Here is a 14,815-nt window from a genome sequence, read left to right on the forward strand (position 1 = left end):
ACGGCAGTACTCTTCTAAAACCAAAGGAGCAAATCACGATGCGCGTGATGAAGTGGAGCATGATCGCACTGGCAGTTGCAGCAGCCGCCAGTACTCAGTTGGCTACGGCCGCACCGTTTGTTAGTGACCAGTCTGAAGCCAAAGGCTTTGTTGAAGACGCCAAACTGACCGAAACGTTGAAGAACTACTACTTCAACCGTGACAACAAGAACGGCGGCCACGACCAGAAAGACTGGACCCAGGGTTTCCTCGGCAACTTCACTTCCGGTTACACCCAAGGCACCGTCGGCGTCGGTATCGATGCATTCGGTTACCTGGCGGTCAAACTGGATGGCGGTGACGGCACTTCCGGCACTGGTAACATGAGCCGTAGCAATACTGTCAAAGCCAACGGCTATGCCCATGACGTTGATGAAAGCCAAGGCAAAGCCGGCGCAGCCATCAAATTCCGCATCTCCAAAACCGAGCTGAAATTCGGCGAAATGCAGCCAAGCACTGCTCCGGTATTCGCTGTCGGCGGTTCCCGTATCCTTCCGCAAACTGCCACTGGCTTCCAGTTGCAGAGCAGCGAAGTCAAAGACCTTGACCTCGAAGCCGGTCACTTCTACTCGGCTTCCAGCCAAGACAAAAACGCCAGCACTGGCGGTCTTTATGCCACCTACGCTGGCGTTGAAGCCAAAAACATCGACTACTTCGGTGGCAAATACGGCATCACTGACAACCTGACTGCATCCCTGTACGGCGCCAAGCTGGAAGATATCTGGAACCAGTACTACGCGAACGTGAACCTCACCACTCCATTCGGTGGTGACACTTCGTTGAACACTGACTTCAACATCTATCGCACCACCGATACCGGTAGCGCGAAAGCCGGTGACATCAGCAACACCGCGTTCTCCCTGGCGACCGCCCTGTCGTTCCTGAAGGCACACACCTTCACCCTGGCCTTCCAGAAGGTCAACGGCGACACCCCGTTCGACTACATCGGCGTGGGCAAGAACAACCGTGGTGGCGACTCGATTTTCCTCGCCAACTCCATCCAGTACTCCGACTTTAACGGTGCAGGCGAGAAATCCCTGCAAGCCCGTTACGACCTGAAAATGGCCGAGTACGGCGTTCCTGGTCTGAGCTTCATGGTTCGCTACGTTAAAGGTTGGGATATCGACGGTACCCACACTCCAGCGGGTAGCGCTTACGCCGGCCTCTACGGTGAAGATGGCAAACACCACGAAACCAACTTTGAAGCCAAATATGTGGTTCAAAGCGGTCCGGCAAAAGACCTGTCCTTCCGTATTCGTCAAGCGTGGCACGTTGCTAACGCTGATGAAGGCGAAGGCGACGTTAAAGAGTTCCGTCTGATCACCGAGTACCCACTGAACATCTTGTAATCGTCAGTGGTTAGTTTGGTAGCATAAAAAAGGCCCATCTTCGGATGGGCCTTTTTGTTATCTGTCACTTGTAATAAATGCCTGACCACCAAGTCAGGCAATTAATTAGCAACCTATCATTAAACCGCCGACTCCTGAACCACACGAATCACACGCTGTGGAAACGGAATATCGATGCCGGCAGTCTTTAAACGATCACGGGATTGTTCGTTAAACATGAACATCACATCCCAATAGTCTGCAGTTTTAACCCAGACCCGCAGGGAAACAGTGATCGAACTATCGCCCAAGGTGGAAATGACAGCCTGCGGCGCCGGATCCTGCAGAACGCGATCATCCTTGGCCAAATCCAGCAACACCTGACGGGCCTTTTGCAGATCGGCTTCGTAATCGACACCCACATCGAACACAACCTTGCGGGTTGGCTGACGGTTGGTGTTGGTAATGATGCCATTCGACAGATTGCCGTTCGGCACGATAATGGTCTTGTTGTCGCCGGTACGCAGTACGGTGTGGAAAATCTGGATGCTGTCGACGGTACCCGCCACACCTTGCGCTTCGATCCAGTCACCGATGCGGAACGGACGGAACAGCAGAATCAGCACGCCGCCGGCGAAGTTCGCCAGGCTGCCCTGCAACGCCAGACCGATGGCCAGGCCGGCCGCACCGATTGCCGCCACGAACGAAGTGGTCTCGACGCCGATCATCGAGGCCACGCTGACGATCAACAATACCTTGAGAATGATGTTGGCCAGGCTGCTGATGAAACCCTGCAGAGCCAGGTCGGCATTGCGCAGAGCCAGCAGGCCGCCGAGTTTTTGCGTGACCTTGTTGATCAGCCACCAGCCGATCGCCAGGGTAATCACTGCCAGCAGCACACGACTGCCGTATTCCATGATCATCGGAATCCACGCCTGGGACGCCTTGACCAGGTTGTCTACCTCAGCATTCAAATCCATCTTTTATCTCCTGATTGCCGGCTTCCCGGGCTGAAAAAATCAGCGGCAGAACGACCGGACCTGTTGGGGCTCAATCGTTTCTGCCGCTGCTTGGGCCTCGGACGCTGAAAACGCCGAGAGGTTCCCGACTCGGATGGCTCAGTCGCGGAAGTTGTTGAATTGCAGTGGCATGCCGAATTCCTTGGCACGCAGGGCAGCGATTGCTTCCTGCAGGTCGTCACGCTTCTTGCCGGTGACACGCACTTGCTCACCCTGGATGGCGGCCTGCACCTTGAGCTTGGCCTCCTTGATGTGGCCAACGATCTTCTTCGCCAGCTCCTTGTCGATGCCTTCCTTCAGAACGGCGTCCTGCTTCATCAGCTTGCCCGAAGCGAAGGAGTCTTTGACTTCGAGGCACTGCACGTCGATCTTGCGCTTGACCAGGGCCAGCTTGAGTATCTCGATCATCGCTTCCAGCTGGAAATCGGCTTCAGCGGTCAGGTGGACGGTCAGGTCCTTTTCCTTGAATTCGAAGCTGCCCTTGCCTTTCAGGTCATAACGACGATCGAGTTCCTTCACGGCGTTCTCGACCGCGTTGGTGAGTTCGTGTTTGTCCAGTTCGGATACCACGTCGAACGACGGCATGTAATCTCTCCAATAAAAAGGCGCGCTCGTTCAGGACGCGGCGCGCTTGGCTTGCGGTTAAAATCGGGCTCATTATAACGGGTCTTTTCCCACCGACACGGCGAGCCTTGCATGCCTGTACCTTACCGAGTGAAAAACTGATGTCCACCCCCTGGCATATCCTCGGCGCCGGGAGTCTCGGCACGCTCTGGGCCGCGCGCCTGGCCCGGGCCGGATTGCCGGTCCGGTTGATCCTGCGCGATATCGATCGTTTGCATGACTATGCGACGGCGGGCGGCCTGACCCTCGTGGAACAAGGTGTGGCCAACACCTACGCCATCCCCGGCGAAACCCCGGACAGTCCCGAACCGATCCGACGCCTGCTCGTGGCGTGCAAGGCCTACGATGCTGAAAACGCCGTGGCCAGCGTCGCTCATCGTCTGGTGCCAGATGCAGAACTGATTCTTCTGCAGAACGGCCTCGGCAGTCAGGAAGCAGTCGCCGCGCAAGTCCCGCAGGCCCGCTGCATCAGCGCCTCCAGCACCGAAGGCGCGTTTCGCGATGGCGACTGGCGCGTGGTCTTTGCCGGCCACGGTTACACCTGGCTCGGCGATGCCGGTCATCCCGTGGCACCGGTCTGGCTCGACGATCTGGAGATGGCAAAGATTCCCCATGAATGGAGCGCCGACATTCTGACCCGCCTGTGGCGAAAACTGGCGCTCAACTGTGCGATCAATCCGCTGACGGTGTTACACGACTGCCGTAACGGTGGATTGCAGGGACATCACTGCGAAGTCGCCACGCTGTGCGCCGAACTGACCGAGTTGCTGGAGCGTTGCGGCCAGCCTGCGGCGGCGGACAATCTGCAGCAGGAAGTCGAACGGGTGATTTCGGCCACCGCAGCCAATTTCTCCTCCATGTATCAGGACGTGGCCAGCAAACGCCGCACCGAGATCAGCTACCTGCTGGGTCATGCCTGCAAGGTTGCGCAGAGGCACCAGCTCAACCTGCCGCATCTGAAGCAATTGCAGCAGCGCCTGACCGCGCATCTGCACAGTCTCGGATTGCCCGTCGACTGAGCAGCGGCTACGCTGCCCACTTGTTCCTTTGCTGCGATAAACCTGATGCCATTGCGCCAGCGCCTCGAAAACCTGCCGGTCGGCCAGAAACTGCTGGCCGCCCTGCTGGTGCTGTTGACCACCGTGTTACTGGTCGCGAACCTGACCTTCATCAGCGCGGCCTATTATATTTCCCAGGAAAGCATGGCGCCCCAGGCGCTGCAGACCATTGGCCGACTGGTATCGAACCCGAGCCTGGTCGCCGAAGCGCTGCAAACACCGCAGAGCGCCGAACGCCTGCTCAAGGAGTTAGACAGCTACTCGCCACTGCGGGCCGCCGCGCTGTACGACGGCAAAGGCGACCGCATCGCTCAGGTACAACGCGGCGACAAGCTCAATCTGCCGGAGCGTTACCGGCACATCGAAGCCTGGCAGCTCACCGAGTTTCGCAGCAATCAATTGATCACCCTGCCCCGCCCCGGCACGGCGCCGGGTCATCTGCTGCTGGTGGCCAGCAGCGAACTGCCGATGGCGTTCTACACCGGCACCCTGACGGCGAGCCTGGGGATTCTGATTTTCAGCGTACTGCTGTGGCTGGTGATTGCCCGGCAGATCAAACGCCTGATCACCCGGCCGATCCATCAACTCGAAGAGCTGTCCCGCCAGGTGACCCGCGAGGAGAACTACGCCCTGCGCGCCTCACGCGGCAACCATGACGAAATCGGCAGTCTGGCCGAGGCCTTCAACACCATGCTTTCACGCATCGAGGCCCGGGAGCAGCAGCTCAAGCGCGCCCGCGATGACTCGCAAGCCGCCTATGATCAGGCGCAGGGGCTGGCCGAAGAAACCCGCCACACCAATCGCAAACTGGAGCTGGAAGTCCAGGTGCGAAGCAAGATCGAGAAGAAGCTCACAGGCTTTCAGAACTACCTCAACAGCATCATCGACTCCATGCCCTCGGCGCTGATCGCTCTCGACGAGCAGCTCTACGTCACGCAATGGAACCAGGAGGCCAGCGCCCTCTCCGGCACCCGGCTGGACGAAGCGCTGAATCAGCCGATCTTCCTCGCGTTCGAACCGCTCAAGCCTTTCCTGCCGCAGCTCAAGCAGACCGTCGAACAGCACACCGTGGCGAAAATCGAGCGGGTGACCTGGTTCAAGGACGACGAGCCCAAGCATTACGCCCTGACGTTTTATCCACTGATGGGCGGTGCCGGACGCGGCGTGGTGATCCGGATCGACGACATCACCCAGCGCCTGTCGCTGGAGGACATGATGGTGCAGTCGGAAAAAATGCTCTCGGTCGGCGGCCTCGCCGCCGGCATGGCCCACGAGATCAACAATCCGCTGGGTGCGATCCTGCACAACGTGCAGAACATTCGCCGGCGTCTGTCGCCCGAACTGCCGAAAAACCTCGAGCAGGCCGAACAACTGGGCATCGAACTGGATACCGTGAACCGCTACCTGCAAGGCCGGGAAGTCCCGCAATTGCTCGACGGCATTCAGCAGGCCGGTGCCAGGGCGGCAAAAATCGTCACCCACATGCTCAGTTTCAGCCGCCGCAGCACCCGGCAGATGGCTCCGTGCGATCTGCCGGCGCTGATCGATCAAGCGGTGGAAATCGCCGGCAACGACTTCGACCTGGCGATTGGTTTCGACTTCAAGGGTCAGGCGATCATTCGTCAGTTCGACCCGGCGCTGGGACCTGTACCGGGCACCGCCAACGAGCTGGAACAAGTGCTGCTCAACCTGCTGAAAAACGCCGCGCAGGCGATCCACCTGCGCGAAGACGACAGCGAGCCGGGGCGAATCATCCTGCGCACAAAGCTCAATCCGCCATGGGCCGAGATCCAGGTCGAAGACAACGGCATCGGCATGAGCGAGAACGTGCGCAAACGCACCTTCGAGCCGTTCTTCACCACCAAGGAAATCGGCCAGGGCACGGGGCTCGGGCTGTCGGTGTCGTATTTCATCATCACCAACAATCACAAAGGGCAGATGGAAGTGCAGTCGGCACCGGGACAGGGCACCTGCTTCACCCTGCGCCTGCCGCTCACGCAACCTGCACCCATTGCCGCAGAAACCAATCAACTACCGAGGTAAACCATGGGCTTTCGCTTGTCGAAGATCTACACCCGCACCGGCGACAAAGGCGAAACCGGCCTCGGCGATGGTCGCCGCGTACCCAAGGATCACCCACGCATCGAAGCCATTGGCGAGGTCGACACATTGAACAGTCAGGTCGGCGTGCTGCTGGCCGGATTGATCGCCGAACGCGAGGCCTGTCCAGGGCTCAACGCATTGATCGACGTGTTGGCGCCCTGCCAGCATCGACTGTTCGATCTCGGGGGCGAATTGGCAATGCCGGAATATCAGGCGCTGAACGCAGCGGAAATCGAACGGCTGGAAGCGGCCATCGATGTCTGGAACGAGGAATTGGGACCGCTGGAGAACTTCATACTGCCCGGCGGTTCGATGCTGATTGCCCAGGCGCATGTCTGCCGCAGCCTGGCGCGCAGTGCCGAACGGCGTTGTCAGCATTTGAATGCGATCGAACCGTTGGCCGGGGTTGGCCTGGCGTATATCAATCGCTTGTCGGATTTGTTGTTTGTGGCGGCGAGGTTGATTGCGCGGCGTCAGGGCATTGCAGAAATCCTCTGGCAACCGGCGACAAAACCCGAAAACTGAACACTCCCGCGCCGGACGCGGGAGTGTTCAGACGCCCATTCAGGCCTCAGGCCAGAACGCCCGAATCCCCGCCACACCCTGAGCCCCGGCATTCCACGCTTTCTCGCGCTCGGCCGGACCAACACCGCCCAACAGGAACACCGGCTTGCTGAAACCTTCAATCAGCGTCGAAGCCTGCTCCCAGCCCAGCGGCTGCGCATCCGGGTGAGTCAAGGTCGGCTGCACCGGCGACAGAGTGACGAAATCCACACCCATCTGCTCGGCCAGCGCCAGTTCTTCAGCATTGTGACAGGACGCCGCCAACCAACGCTCCGCCGGTAGCGGACGCCCCGCCGCCGCGTACTTGCGCAGTTGCGCAGAGGTGATGTGCCAACCGGCGGACGGGAAATCGCCCAGCCACTCGAACGGCCCCTTGATCATCAACTGCGCCTTGCCAGCACACAGGCCGACCGCGTCCACCGCCAGATCGCGGTACTTCGGGTCATAACCATTGGGCGCACGCAGCTGGATCAGCTTGATGCCACCGGCAATCGCTTTCTGGATACCGCGCAGCAACGCTGGGGTTTCCAGATCTTCCGGGGTGATCAGGTATTCAGCGGGCAGACGCGCTGCCGCGACGATCGGCTGGTTGGCCGCCGGGAATTCGTAATTCGTCAGTTCCCTGGACGAAACCCAGGCCAATGGCTGGCCTTCGGCGCCATGGGGTTCACCGGTAAAGCTCGAGACTTCCCAGACATCCAGCAACACCTGCTTGTCCGGGTAATCGTGGCGCACTTTGATCAGCGGTCGGGCGGCGCCGACGACAATGCCCAGTTCTTCGTGCAGCTCACGGGCCAGCGCGGTCTGCACCGACTCGTCGGCTTCGACCTTGCCACCGGGAAATTCCCACAGGCCACCCTGATGCTGAGTGTCAGCCCGGCGGGCAATCAGGATTTTGCCGCTGTCGTCACGAATGACGGCGGCGGCGACGTGTACACGTTTCACGACTGCAACTCCTCCAGTCCGGCCTTTTGCCAGGCCTTGAAGGCCGGCCATTGGTAGACGGTTTCAACATAGGCTTCATCTTCGGCCGGCAACTGCACCTGATAGGTACGCAGACGCACAGCAATCGGCGCAAAAAACGCATCGGCCAGCGACACGCGGCCAAACAGGAATGGCCCAGGCTCAGTGGCAACGGCACGGCATTCGGCCCACAGCGCGAGCATGCGCTCGACATCGACCTTCACTTCCGGTGGTACCGGATTGAGCGGTGCGTCGTGGCTCAGGTTGAACGGCATGTGATTGCGCATGGCGAAGAAGCCGCTGTGCATCTGCGCGCAGGCAGAGCGAGCCTGGGCACGAGCGGCGATATCAGTCGGCCAGAGCTGTTCGGAAGGAAACTGTTCGGCCAGGTATTCGGCGATCGCCAGAGAGTCGGCGATGGTGCCCCGTGCGGTTTTCAGCAACGGCACCTTGCCGGTGGGCGAATGCCTGAGCAACCGCTCACGGGTGTCGGGCTTGCCGAGCTTGATCAGTTCTTCGGTGTAGGGCGCGCCGGTCAGTTCAAGCGCCAGTGCCGCGCGCAGGGACCAGGAAGAAAGCAGTTTGTCGCCGATGATCAGGTGAAGGCTCATGTTCGGGTCCTTTCATGGGACAGAAGAAAAGGAGGTCCGCAGACCTCCCTCTTCGGCAGGGATCAGGTGCGGTATTCGGCGTTGATCTTCACGTACTCGTGGGACAGGTCGGTGGTCCAGATGGTTTCGCTGCAATCGCCGCGACCCAGTTCGATACGAATGGTGATTTCTTCCTGCTGCATCACCGCCGAACCCTGGGCTTCAGTGTAGGTCGCAGCGCGGGCGCCACGGCTGGCGATGCACACTTCGCCGAGGAACACGTCGATCTTGCTCACGTCCAGATCCGGCACACCGGCACGGCCAACGGCGGCAAGGATGCGGCCCCAGTTCGGGTCGGAGGCGAACAGTGCAGTCTTGATCAGCGGCGAGTGGGCCACGGTGTAACCGACGTCCAGGCATTCCTGATGATTGCCGCCACCGTTGACTTCAACGGTCACGAACTTGGTCGCGCCTTCGCCGTCACGCACGATGGCCTGGGCGACGTCCATGCACACTTCGAACACGGCCTGTTTCAGCTTGGCAAACAGCTCGCCTTCGGCACGGGTGATTTCCGGCAGCGCAGCCTTCCCGGTGGCAATCAGCATGCAGCAGTCGTTGGTCGAGGTGTCGCCGTCGATGGTGATGCGGTTGAATGATTTGTTGGCGCCGTCCAGCATCAGGTTGTGCAACACATCGCGGGAGACTTTGGCGTCGGTAGCGATGTAGCCGAGCATGGTCGCCATGTTCGGACGGATCATGCCCGCGCCCTTGCTGATGCCGGTGACAGTGATGGTCACGCCGTCATGCTGGAACTGGCGGCTGGCGCCTTTTGGCAAGGTGTCGGTGGTCATGATGCCGGTGGCGGCGGCTTCCCAGTTGTTTTCCGACAGATCGTCCAGCGCGGCTTGCAAGGCGCCTTCGATTTTCTCTACCGGCAGCGGCTCGCCGATCACACCGGTGGAGTACGGCAGAATCTGGCTGGCATCGACGCCGGTCAGTTCAGCCAGTTTCGCGGTCGTGCGCTCAGCGGCAGCCAGGCCCGGCTCGCCGGTGCCGGCGTTGGCATTGCCGGTGTTGGTCAGCAGATAGCGCACAGCATTCTGCACGCGCTTCTTGGCCAGGATCACCGGCGCTGCGCAGAAAGCGTTCAACGTGAACACGCCCGCCACGGTAGAACCTTCGGCGCAACGCATCACGACGACATCCTTGCGCCCCGGGCGCTTGATGCCGGCCGAAGCGATACCGAGTTCAAAACCGGCAACCGGGTGCAACGTTGGCAAAGGACCAAGACCAACAGCCATGAATGCGCTCCTTACTCAATGATGTCAGCACCGCCAAGCGTAGTGACGGTGGTGTAAATGGCAAAACGCCGCGACGGCTGGTGCCGGTCGCGGCGCGGGTATTTCAGCGATTGAAACGGGTTTTACTGGATCTGCCCGTGGCAATGCTTGAATTTCTTGCCCGAACCGCAGTAGCACAGTTCGTTGCGGCCCAGCTTCTGCTCGTTGCGAACCGGCGCGGTGGCCAAGGCCACATCGACCTCTTCACCGACCAGTGCTTCCGGCTGCTCCAGACCTGGCGCCTCGGCATGTTCGAACTGCATACGCGCGGCCAGCGCTTCGGCTTCCTGACGCAGGCGTTGCTCTTCTTCGGCCGGATCTTCGCGGCGAACCTGAACGTGCGACAGCACACGGATCGAATCGCGCTTGATCGAATCCAGCAGCTCGGAGAACAGCGTGAAGGACTCGCGCTTGTATTCCTGCTTCGGGTTCTTCTGGGCATAGCCACGCAGGTGGATACCGTGACGCAGGTGATCCATGGTCGACAGGTGGTCTTTCCACAGGTCGTCCAGAACGCGCAGTACGATCTGCTTTTCGAAGGAGCGCAGTGCGTCGGCACCGGCCTGGTCTTCTTTCTCGTTGTACGCGGCGATCAGCTCGTTCATCAGCTTCTCGCGCAGGGTTTCTTCGTACAGGTGATCGTCTTCGTCGAGCCATTGCTGGATCGGCAGCTTCACACCGAAGTCGCTGGCAATCGACGCTTCCAGACCGGCCACGTCCCACTGCTCTGGCAGCGATTGCGGCGGAATGTGGGCGCTGACGGTGGCATTCAGGACGTCCTGGCGGAAGTCGGCAATGGTTTCGCCGATGTTGTCCGCGGCCAGCAACGTGTTACGCATGTGATAGATCACTTTACGCTGTTCGTTGTTGACGTCGTCGAACTCAAGCAGTTGTTTACGAATGTCGAAGTTGCGGCCTTCAACCTTGCGCTGCGCTTTCTCGATGGCGTTGGTCACCATGCGGTGCTCGATCGCTTCACCGGACTGCATGCCCAGGGCCTTCATGAAGTTCTTCACCCGGTCGGAGGCGAAGATACGCATCAGGCTGTCTTCCAGCGACAGGTAGAAGCGGCTGGAACCGGCGTCACCCTGACGGCCGGCACGGCCACGCAGCTGGTTGTCGATACGACGGGATTCGTGACGCTCGGACGCGATCACCTGCAAACCGCCGGACTCCAGAACTTGCTGGTGACGCTTCTGCCAGTCGGCCTTGATCTGGGCGATCTGCTCAGGGGTCGGGTTTTCCAGGGACGCGACTTCAACTTCCCAGTTGCCACCCAACAGGATGTCGGTACCACGACCGGCCATGTTGGTAGCGATGGTCAGGGCGCCCGGACGACCGGCCTGCGCGATGATCTCGGCTTCTTTTTCGTGGAACTTGGCGTTCAGAACCTTGTGTTCGATGCCTTCCTTCACGAGCAGTGCGGACATGTGCTCGGACGTTTCGATGGTGGCAGTACCCACCAGCACCGGACGGCCGGCGGCCATGCTTTCCTTGATGTCGTTGACGATCGCCGCGTATTTCTCTTCGGCGGTCAGGAACACCAGGTCGTTGTAGTCCTTACGGGCCAACGGCTTGTTGGTCGGGATCACGATGACCGGCAGACCATAGATCTGGTGGAATTCGAACGCTTCGGTGTCGGCCGTACCGGTCATGCCGGACAGCTTGTCGTACAGACGGAAGTAGTTCTGGAACGTGGTCGATGCCAGGGTCTGGCTCTCGGCCTGGATGTTCAGGTTTTCCTTGGCTTCGATGGCCTGGTGCAGGCCTTCGGACAGACGACGACCCGGCATGGTACGGCCGGTGTGTTCGTCGACCAGTACGACCTGACCGTCCTGCACGATGTATTCGACGTTGCGGTTGAACAGCTTGTGCGCACGCAGACCGGCGTAAACGTGAGTCAGCAGGCTCAGATTGTGCGCCGAGTACAGGCTCTCGCCCTCGGCCAGCAGACCGATGCTGGTCAATTGGTCTTCGATGAACTGGTGACCGGCTTCGTTGAGTTCGACCTGACGGGTCTTCTCGTCAACGGTGAAGTGGCCTTCCTGGGTGACGACGCCTTCGACTTCTTCGACGTGCAGCTTGAGTTTCGGGATCAGTTTGTTGATCTCGATGTACAGCTTGGAGCTGTCCTCGGCCTGACCGGAAATGATCAGCGGGGTACGCGCTTCGTCGATGAGGATGGAGTCGACTTCGTCGATCACGGCAAAGTTGAGTTCACGCTGGAATTTTTCTTCCATGCTGAACGCCATGTTGTCGCGCAGGTAGTCGAACCCGAATTCGTTGTTGGTGCCGTAGGTGATGTCGGCGGCGTAAGCAGCGCGCTTTTCTTCCGGCGGCTGGAACGGCGTCACGATGCCGACAGTCAGGCCGAGGAACTCATACAGCGGACGCATCCAGTTGGCGTCACGGCGGGCCAGGTAGTCGTTCACGGTCACAACGTGCACGCCCTTGCCGGACAGAGCGTTGAGGTAAACGCCCAGGGTACCCACCAGGGTCTTGCCTTCACCGGTGCGCATTTCGGCAATCTTGCCTTCGTGCAGGGTCATGCCGCCGATCAGCTGGACGTCGAAGTGGCGCATGCCCATGACGCGCTTGCCGGCTTCGCGGGCGACCGCAAAGGCTTCCGGCAACAGCTTGTCGAGGGTCTCCCCCTTGGCAATGCGGTCCTTGAACTCTGCGGTCTTGGCGCGCAGTTGATCGTCCGAGAGGGCGACCATCTTCTCTTCGAAGGCATTGACGAGCTGCACCGTCTTGAGCATGCGTTTGACTTCACGCTCGTTCTTGCTTCCAAAAAGTTTCTTTAACAAAGGCGCAAACATATCGGCAGGATCTTCCACACTAAAGGGATGGAGGGCGGCCCCGTGAGTCGCCCGTGCAGCCCTCATGGCCGCATGCGAACGAGCATTCTACCCGGAAACGGTGGTGAGGAAAGTGGCGATATTCCACGATGCTGGCACTGCGCTTTGACGGGGCTCACTTAAAATAGGGGCGTTTTGCTCAACTTCAAGCCGTTGGAGGCAGAAGTTAGTCGTTGATTTAATGGGCAAAGCAGGGACAAAAGCAATGGGCGAGTGAAATGGGTGCTATCTGCTACCATGGCGCCTCTGTTACTTCAGGTCCTAGATCATGGCATTTCGCCCTCTTACAGCCAGAGCGCCCGCCGTTCTGCTTCGCGAAGCCAAGCCGCTGAAAGCCATCCTCGGCCATGCTCAACGCCTGGCCCATCTGCAGCGCCTGCTCGACAGCCAACTGCAACCCGCCGCCCGCGAGCACTGCCATGTGGCCAAGTGGCGCGAAGGCGAACTGTCGCTGGTGGTCACCGATGGTCATTGGGCCACTCGCCTGCGCTATCAGCAAAAACGCCTGCTGCGGCAATTGCAGATGTTCGACGAGTTCGCCGGTCTGACGCGGATCAAGTTCTCGGTGCGACCACCTGTCATCCCGCCAAGAGCAGCCGGACACACGATGGATCTGTCGACGGATGCCGCAGCGACCATTCAGTCCACCGCCGACGGGATCAGCGATCCGAGCCTGCGGGCGGCGCTGGAACGCCTTGCAGCGCACGCCAAAACCAAATCCTGAGATCAATCAAATCAATGCGGGAGCGGGCTTGCTCCCACATTCAGATCTCCATACCACCCGATTTAGCGGCGCTTGCTGCCACCGAGCAACGACCCCATCAATCCCCGCACCAACTGCCGGCCCAACTGGTTCGCTGCCTGACGCATCGCCGACTTCAAAGCCTGCCCCGCCGCTGTCCCGAGGAATTCCCCGGCCTTGTCCGCCAGACTTGGCTCCTCAGCCGCCGCTTTGCCGGGGCTAGCCTCAGCATCAGGACCCAGATTCTTGCGCCCCGTGAGGATTTCATAGGCCGACTCCCGATCGATCGGCTTGTCATAGCGGCCCTTGAACGGAGAACCGGCAATCAACACCGTGCGTTCAGTCTCGGTCAACGGCCCGATCCGCGATTGCGGCGGCGCCACCAGCACGCGCTGGACCATCTCCGGCGTGCCCTTTTCCTGCAAGGTGCCGACCAGCGCCTCGCCAATCCCAAGCTCAGTCAACACCGACAACGTATCGAACGCCGGATTCGGCCGGAACCCGTCCGCCACCGCCCGCAGGGATTTCTGTTCCTTGGCGGTGAACGCGCGCAATCCGTGCTGCACCCGCAGGCCCAGTTGCGCCAGCACATCGTCCGGCAAATCACCCGGCGACTGGGTGACGAAATACACGCCCACGCCTTTGGAACGGATCAGCCGCACCACTTGTTCCAGCCGCTCCTGCAAAGCCTTGGGCGTGTCGCCGAACAACAAGTGCGCTTCGTCGAAGAACAGCGCCAGCAGCGGTTTGTCGGCATCGCCACGCTCCGGCAACTGCTCGAAAAGCTCAGCGAGCAACCACAGCAGGAACGTCGCGTAGACCTTCGGCGCTTCGTGTACCAGACGACTGGCATCGAGCAAATGAATCCGCCCGCGACCGTCGGCGGTCGGTTGCAGAATGTCTTCCAGTTGCAGCGCCGGTTCGCCGAACAACGCTTCGGCGCCCTGCTGCTCAAGGATGGCCAGACGCCGCAGCAGCGCCTGACTGGAACCGGTGGTGAACAACGCGGCGTCTTCGCCGAGCAACTGCGGGTTGTCCTTGAGGTGGTTGAGCAGCGCTTTCAGGTCTTTCAGGTCCAGCAGTAACAGGCCTTCGCGGTCGGCGACCTTGAACGCCGCGTACAGCGCCGACTGCTGACTGTCGGTCAGCTCCAGCAAGGCACCGATCAACAATGGCCCCATTTCGCTCAGCGTGGTGCGCAGCGGATGACCGGACTCACCGTGAATATCCCACAAGGTCACGGGATAAGCCTGAGGCTTGTAATTGAGCCACGGCATGCCGGCAATACGCTCGGCGACCTTGCCCTGAGGATTGCCGGCAGCACCGAGGCCGCACAGGTCACCCTTGATGTCGGCGGCGAACACCGCGACTCCGGCGTCGCTGAATGCTTCGGCCAGACGCTGCAAAGTAACCGTCTTGCCGGTGCCGGTCGCGCCGGCCACAAGTCCGTGACGATTGGCCAGGCGCATCGCCTGGGCGATCGGTTGCCCGGCGAGATCGGCGCCGATAACGAGTTGCGAGGAGTCAGGCATTTGGTCACCCAATAGTTAATCTTTGTCGAGCATGGCCGATAGAGAGGAGTGA

General features: G+C 60.2%; 12 protein-coding genes. 5 read left to right on the forward strand and 7 right to left on the reverse strand.

The genetic code is table 11. From position 1 onward, the window contains the following. Window positions 1–38: 38 nt before the first annotated feature. Complete coding sequence (locus tag ACW9HX_RS02815) at window positions 39–1,388, forward strand: OprD family porin (protein WP_457379418.1); 1,350 nt, start codon at window positions 39–41, stop codon at window positions 1,386–1,388. A 119-nt stretch (window positions 1,389–1,507) separates the two neighbouring features. Here the strand turns inward: ACW9HX_RS02815 and ACW9HX_RS02820 are convergent, their stop codons facing one another. Then, window positions 1,508–2,347, reverse strand: coding sequence for a mechanosensitive ion channel family protein (locus tag ACW9HX_RS02820; RefSeq protein ID WP_007951217.1), 840 nt, complete (start codon window positions 2,345–2,347; stop codon window positions 1,508–1,510). 138 nt (window positions 2,348–2,485) lie between these two features. Continuing rightward, entirely contained in the window at window positions 2,486–2,971 is a 486-nt protein-coding gene (locus ACW9HX_RS02825) for a YajQ family cyclic di-GMP-binding protein (RefSeq protein ID WP_007951218.1), read from the reverse strand. Window positions 2,972–3,111: 140 nt separating this feature from the next. Here ACW9HX_RS02825 and ACW9HX_RS02830 point away from each other — a divergent pair, with 140 nt between their 5' ends. From ACW9HX_RS02830 to ACW9HX_RS02840, 3 genes are read left to right on the forward strand one after another with little or no spacing between them, the layout of a single operon-like run. Further along, a complete protein-coding gene (locus tag ACW9HX_RS02830) occupies window positions 3,112–4,029 on the forward strand; it encodes a putative 2-dehydropantoate 2-reductase (RefSeq protein ID WP_457379419.1) in 918 nt (305 codons plus the stop codon). Between the two features lie 45 nt (window positions 4,030–4,074). Continuing rightward, window positions 4,075–6,111: a sensor histidine kinase gene (locus tag ACW9HX_RS02835; RefSeq protein WP_457379420.1), complete on the forward strand. Its 2,037-nt coding sequence runs from the start codon at window positions 4,075–4,077 to the stop codon at window positions 6,109–6,111. A 3-nt stretch (window positions 6,112–6,114) separates the two neighbouring features. Next, window positions 6,115–6,696, forward strand: coding sequence for a cob(I)yrinic acid a,c-diamide adenosyltransferase (locus tag ACW9HX_RS02840; RefSeq protein ID WP_457379421.1), 582 nt, complete (start codon window positions 6,115–6,117; stop codon window positions 6,694–6,696). 39 nt (window positions 6,697–6,735) lie between these two features. Here the strand turns inward: ACW9HX_RS02840 and ACW9HX_RS02845 are convergent, their stop codons facing one another. From ACW9HX_RS02845 to secA, 4 genes are all read right to left on the reverse strand, one after another. Further along, on the reverse strand, window positions 6,736–7,680 hold the full coding sequence (locus ACW9HX_RS02845) for a Nudix family hydrolase (protein WP_457379422.1): 945 nt from the start codon (window positions 7,678–7,680) through the stop codon (window positions 6,736–6,738). Next, a complete protein-coding gene (locus tag ACW9HX_RS02850) occupies window positions 7,677–8,309 on the reverse strand; it encodes a glutathione S-transferase family protein (protein WP_457379423.1) in 633 nt (210 codons plus the stop codon). Before ACW9HX_RS02850 ends, ACW9HX_RS02845 begins: the two co-directional genes overlap by 4 nt. Before the next feature lie 62 nt (window positions 8,310–8,371). After that, the gene (argJ, locus tag ACW9HX_RS02855) at window positions 8,372–9,589 is read right to left on the reverse strand and encodes a bifunctional glutamate N-acetyltransferase/amino-acid acetyltransferase ArgJ (protein WP_096818319.1); all 1,218 of its coding nucleotides are present in this window, start codon (window positions 9,587–9,589) and stop codon (window positions 8,372–8,374) included. Between the two features lie 122 nt (window positions 9,590–9,711). Next, the gene (gene secA, locus ACW9HX_RS02860; protein ID WP_457379424.1) at window positions 9,712–12,450 is read right to left on the reverse strand and encodes a preprotein translocase subunit SecA; all 2,739 of its coding nucleotides are present in this window, start codon (window positions 12,448–12,450) and stop codon (window positions 9,712–9,714) included. Window positions 12,451–12,757: 307 nt separating this feature from the next. On the opposite strand from secA, the gene ACW9HX_RS02865 reads away from it, so the two are divergent. After that, window positions 12,758–13,213, forward strand: a complete 456-nt coding sequence (locus ACW9HX_RS02865) for a DUF721 domain-containing protein (RefSeq protein ID WP_457379425.1) — start codon at window positions 12,758–12,760, stop codon at window positions 13,211–13,213. 62 nt (window positions 13,214–13,275) lie between these two features. Here ACW9HX_RS02865 and ACW9HX_RS02870 read toward each other — a convergent pair whose 3' ends face one another. Continuing rightward, a complete protein-coding gene (locus ACW9HX_RS02870; RefSeq protein ID WP_457379426.1) occupies window positions 13,276–14,763 on the reverse strand; it encodes a helicase HerA-like domain-containing protein in 1,488 nt (495 codons plus the stop codon). Between the last annotated feature and the right edge of the window lie 52 nt (window positions 14,764–14,815).

The organism is Pseudomonas sp. SDO52101_S400, from assembly GCF_054071635.1.

What these genes read in the sequence shown, in the direction of transcription:
- secA (WP_457379424.1), bottom strand. Translation starts at nt 12,450, where the DNA reads ATGTTTGCGCCTTTGTTAAAGAAACTTTTTGGAAGCAAGAACGAGCGT.
- ACW9HX_RS02825 (WP_007951218.1), bottom strand. Translation starts at nt 2,971, where the DNA reads ATGCCGTCGTTCGACGTGGTATCCGAACTGGACAAACACGAACTCACC.
- ACW9HX_RS02870 (WP_457379426.1), bottom strand. Translation starts at nt 14,763, where the DNA reads ATGCCTGACTCCTCGCAACTCGTTATCGGCGCCGATCTCGCCGGGCAA.
- ACW9HX_RS02835 (WP_457379420.1), top strand. Translation starts at nt 4,075, where the DNA reads ATGCCATTGCGCCAGCGCCTCGAAAACCTGCCGGTCGGCCAGAAACTG.
- ACW9HX_RS02815 (WP_457379418.1), top strand. Translation starts at nt 39, where the DNA reads ATGCGCGTGATGAAGTGGAGCATGATCGCACTGGCAGTTGCAGCAGCC.
- ACW9HX_RS02840 (WP_457379421.1), top strand. Translation starts at nt 6,115, where the DNA reads ATGGGCTTTCGCTTGTCGAAGATCTACACCCGCACCGGCGACAAAGGC.
- ACW9HX_RS02865 (WP_457379425.1), top strand. Translation starts at nt 12,758, where the DNA reads ATGGCATTTCGCCCTCTTACAGCCAGAGCGCCCGCCGTTCTGCTTCGC.
- ACW9HX_RS02830 (WP_457379419.1), top strand. Translation starts at nt 3,112, where the DNA reads ATGTCCACCCCCTGGCATATCCTCGGCGCCGGGAGTCTCGGCACGCTC.
- ACW9HX_RS02850 (WP_457379423.1), bottom strand. Translation starts at nt 8,309, where the DNA reads ATGAGCCTTCACCTGATCATCGGCGACAAACTGCTTTCTTCCTGGTCC.
- argJ (WP_096818319.1), bottom strand. Translation starts at nt 9,589, where the DNA reads ATGGCTGTTGGTCTTGGTCCTTTGCCAACGTTGCACCCGGTTGCCGGT.
- ACW9HX_RS02820 (WP_007951217.1), bottom strand. Translation starts at nt 2,347, where the DNA reads ATGGATTTGAATGCTGAGGTAGACAACCTGGTCAAGGCGTCCCAGGCG.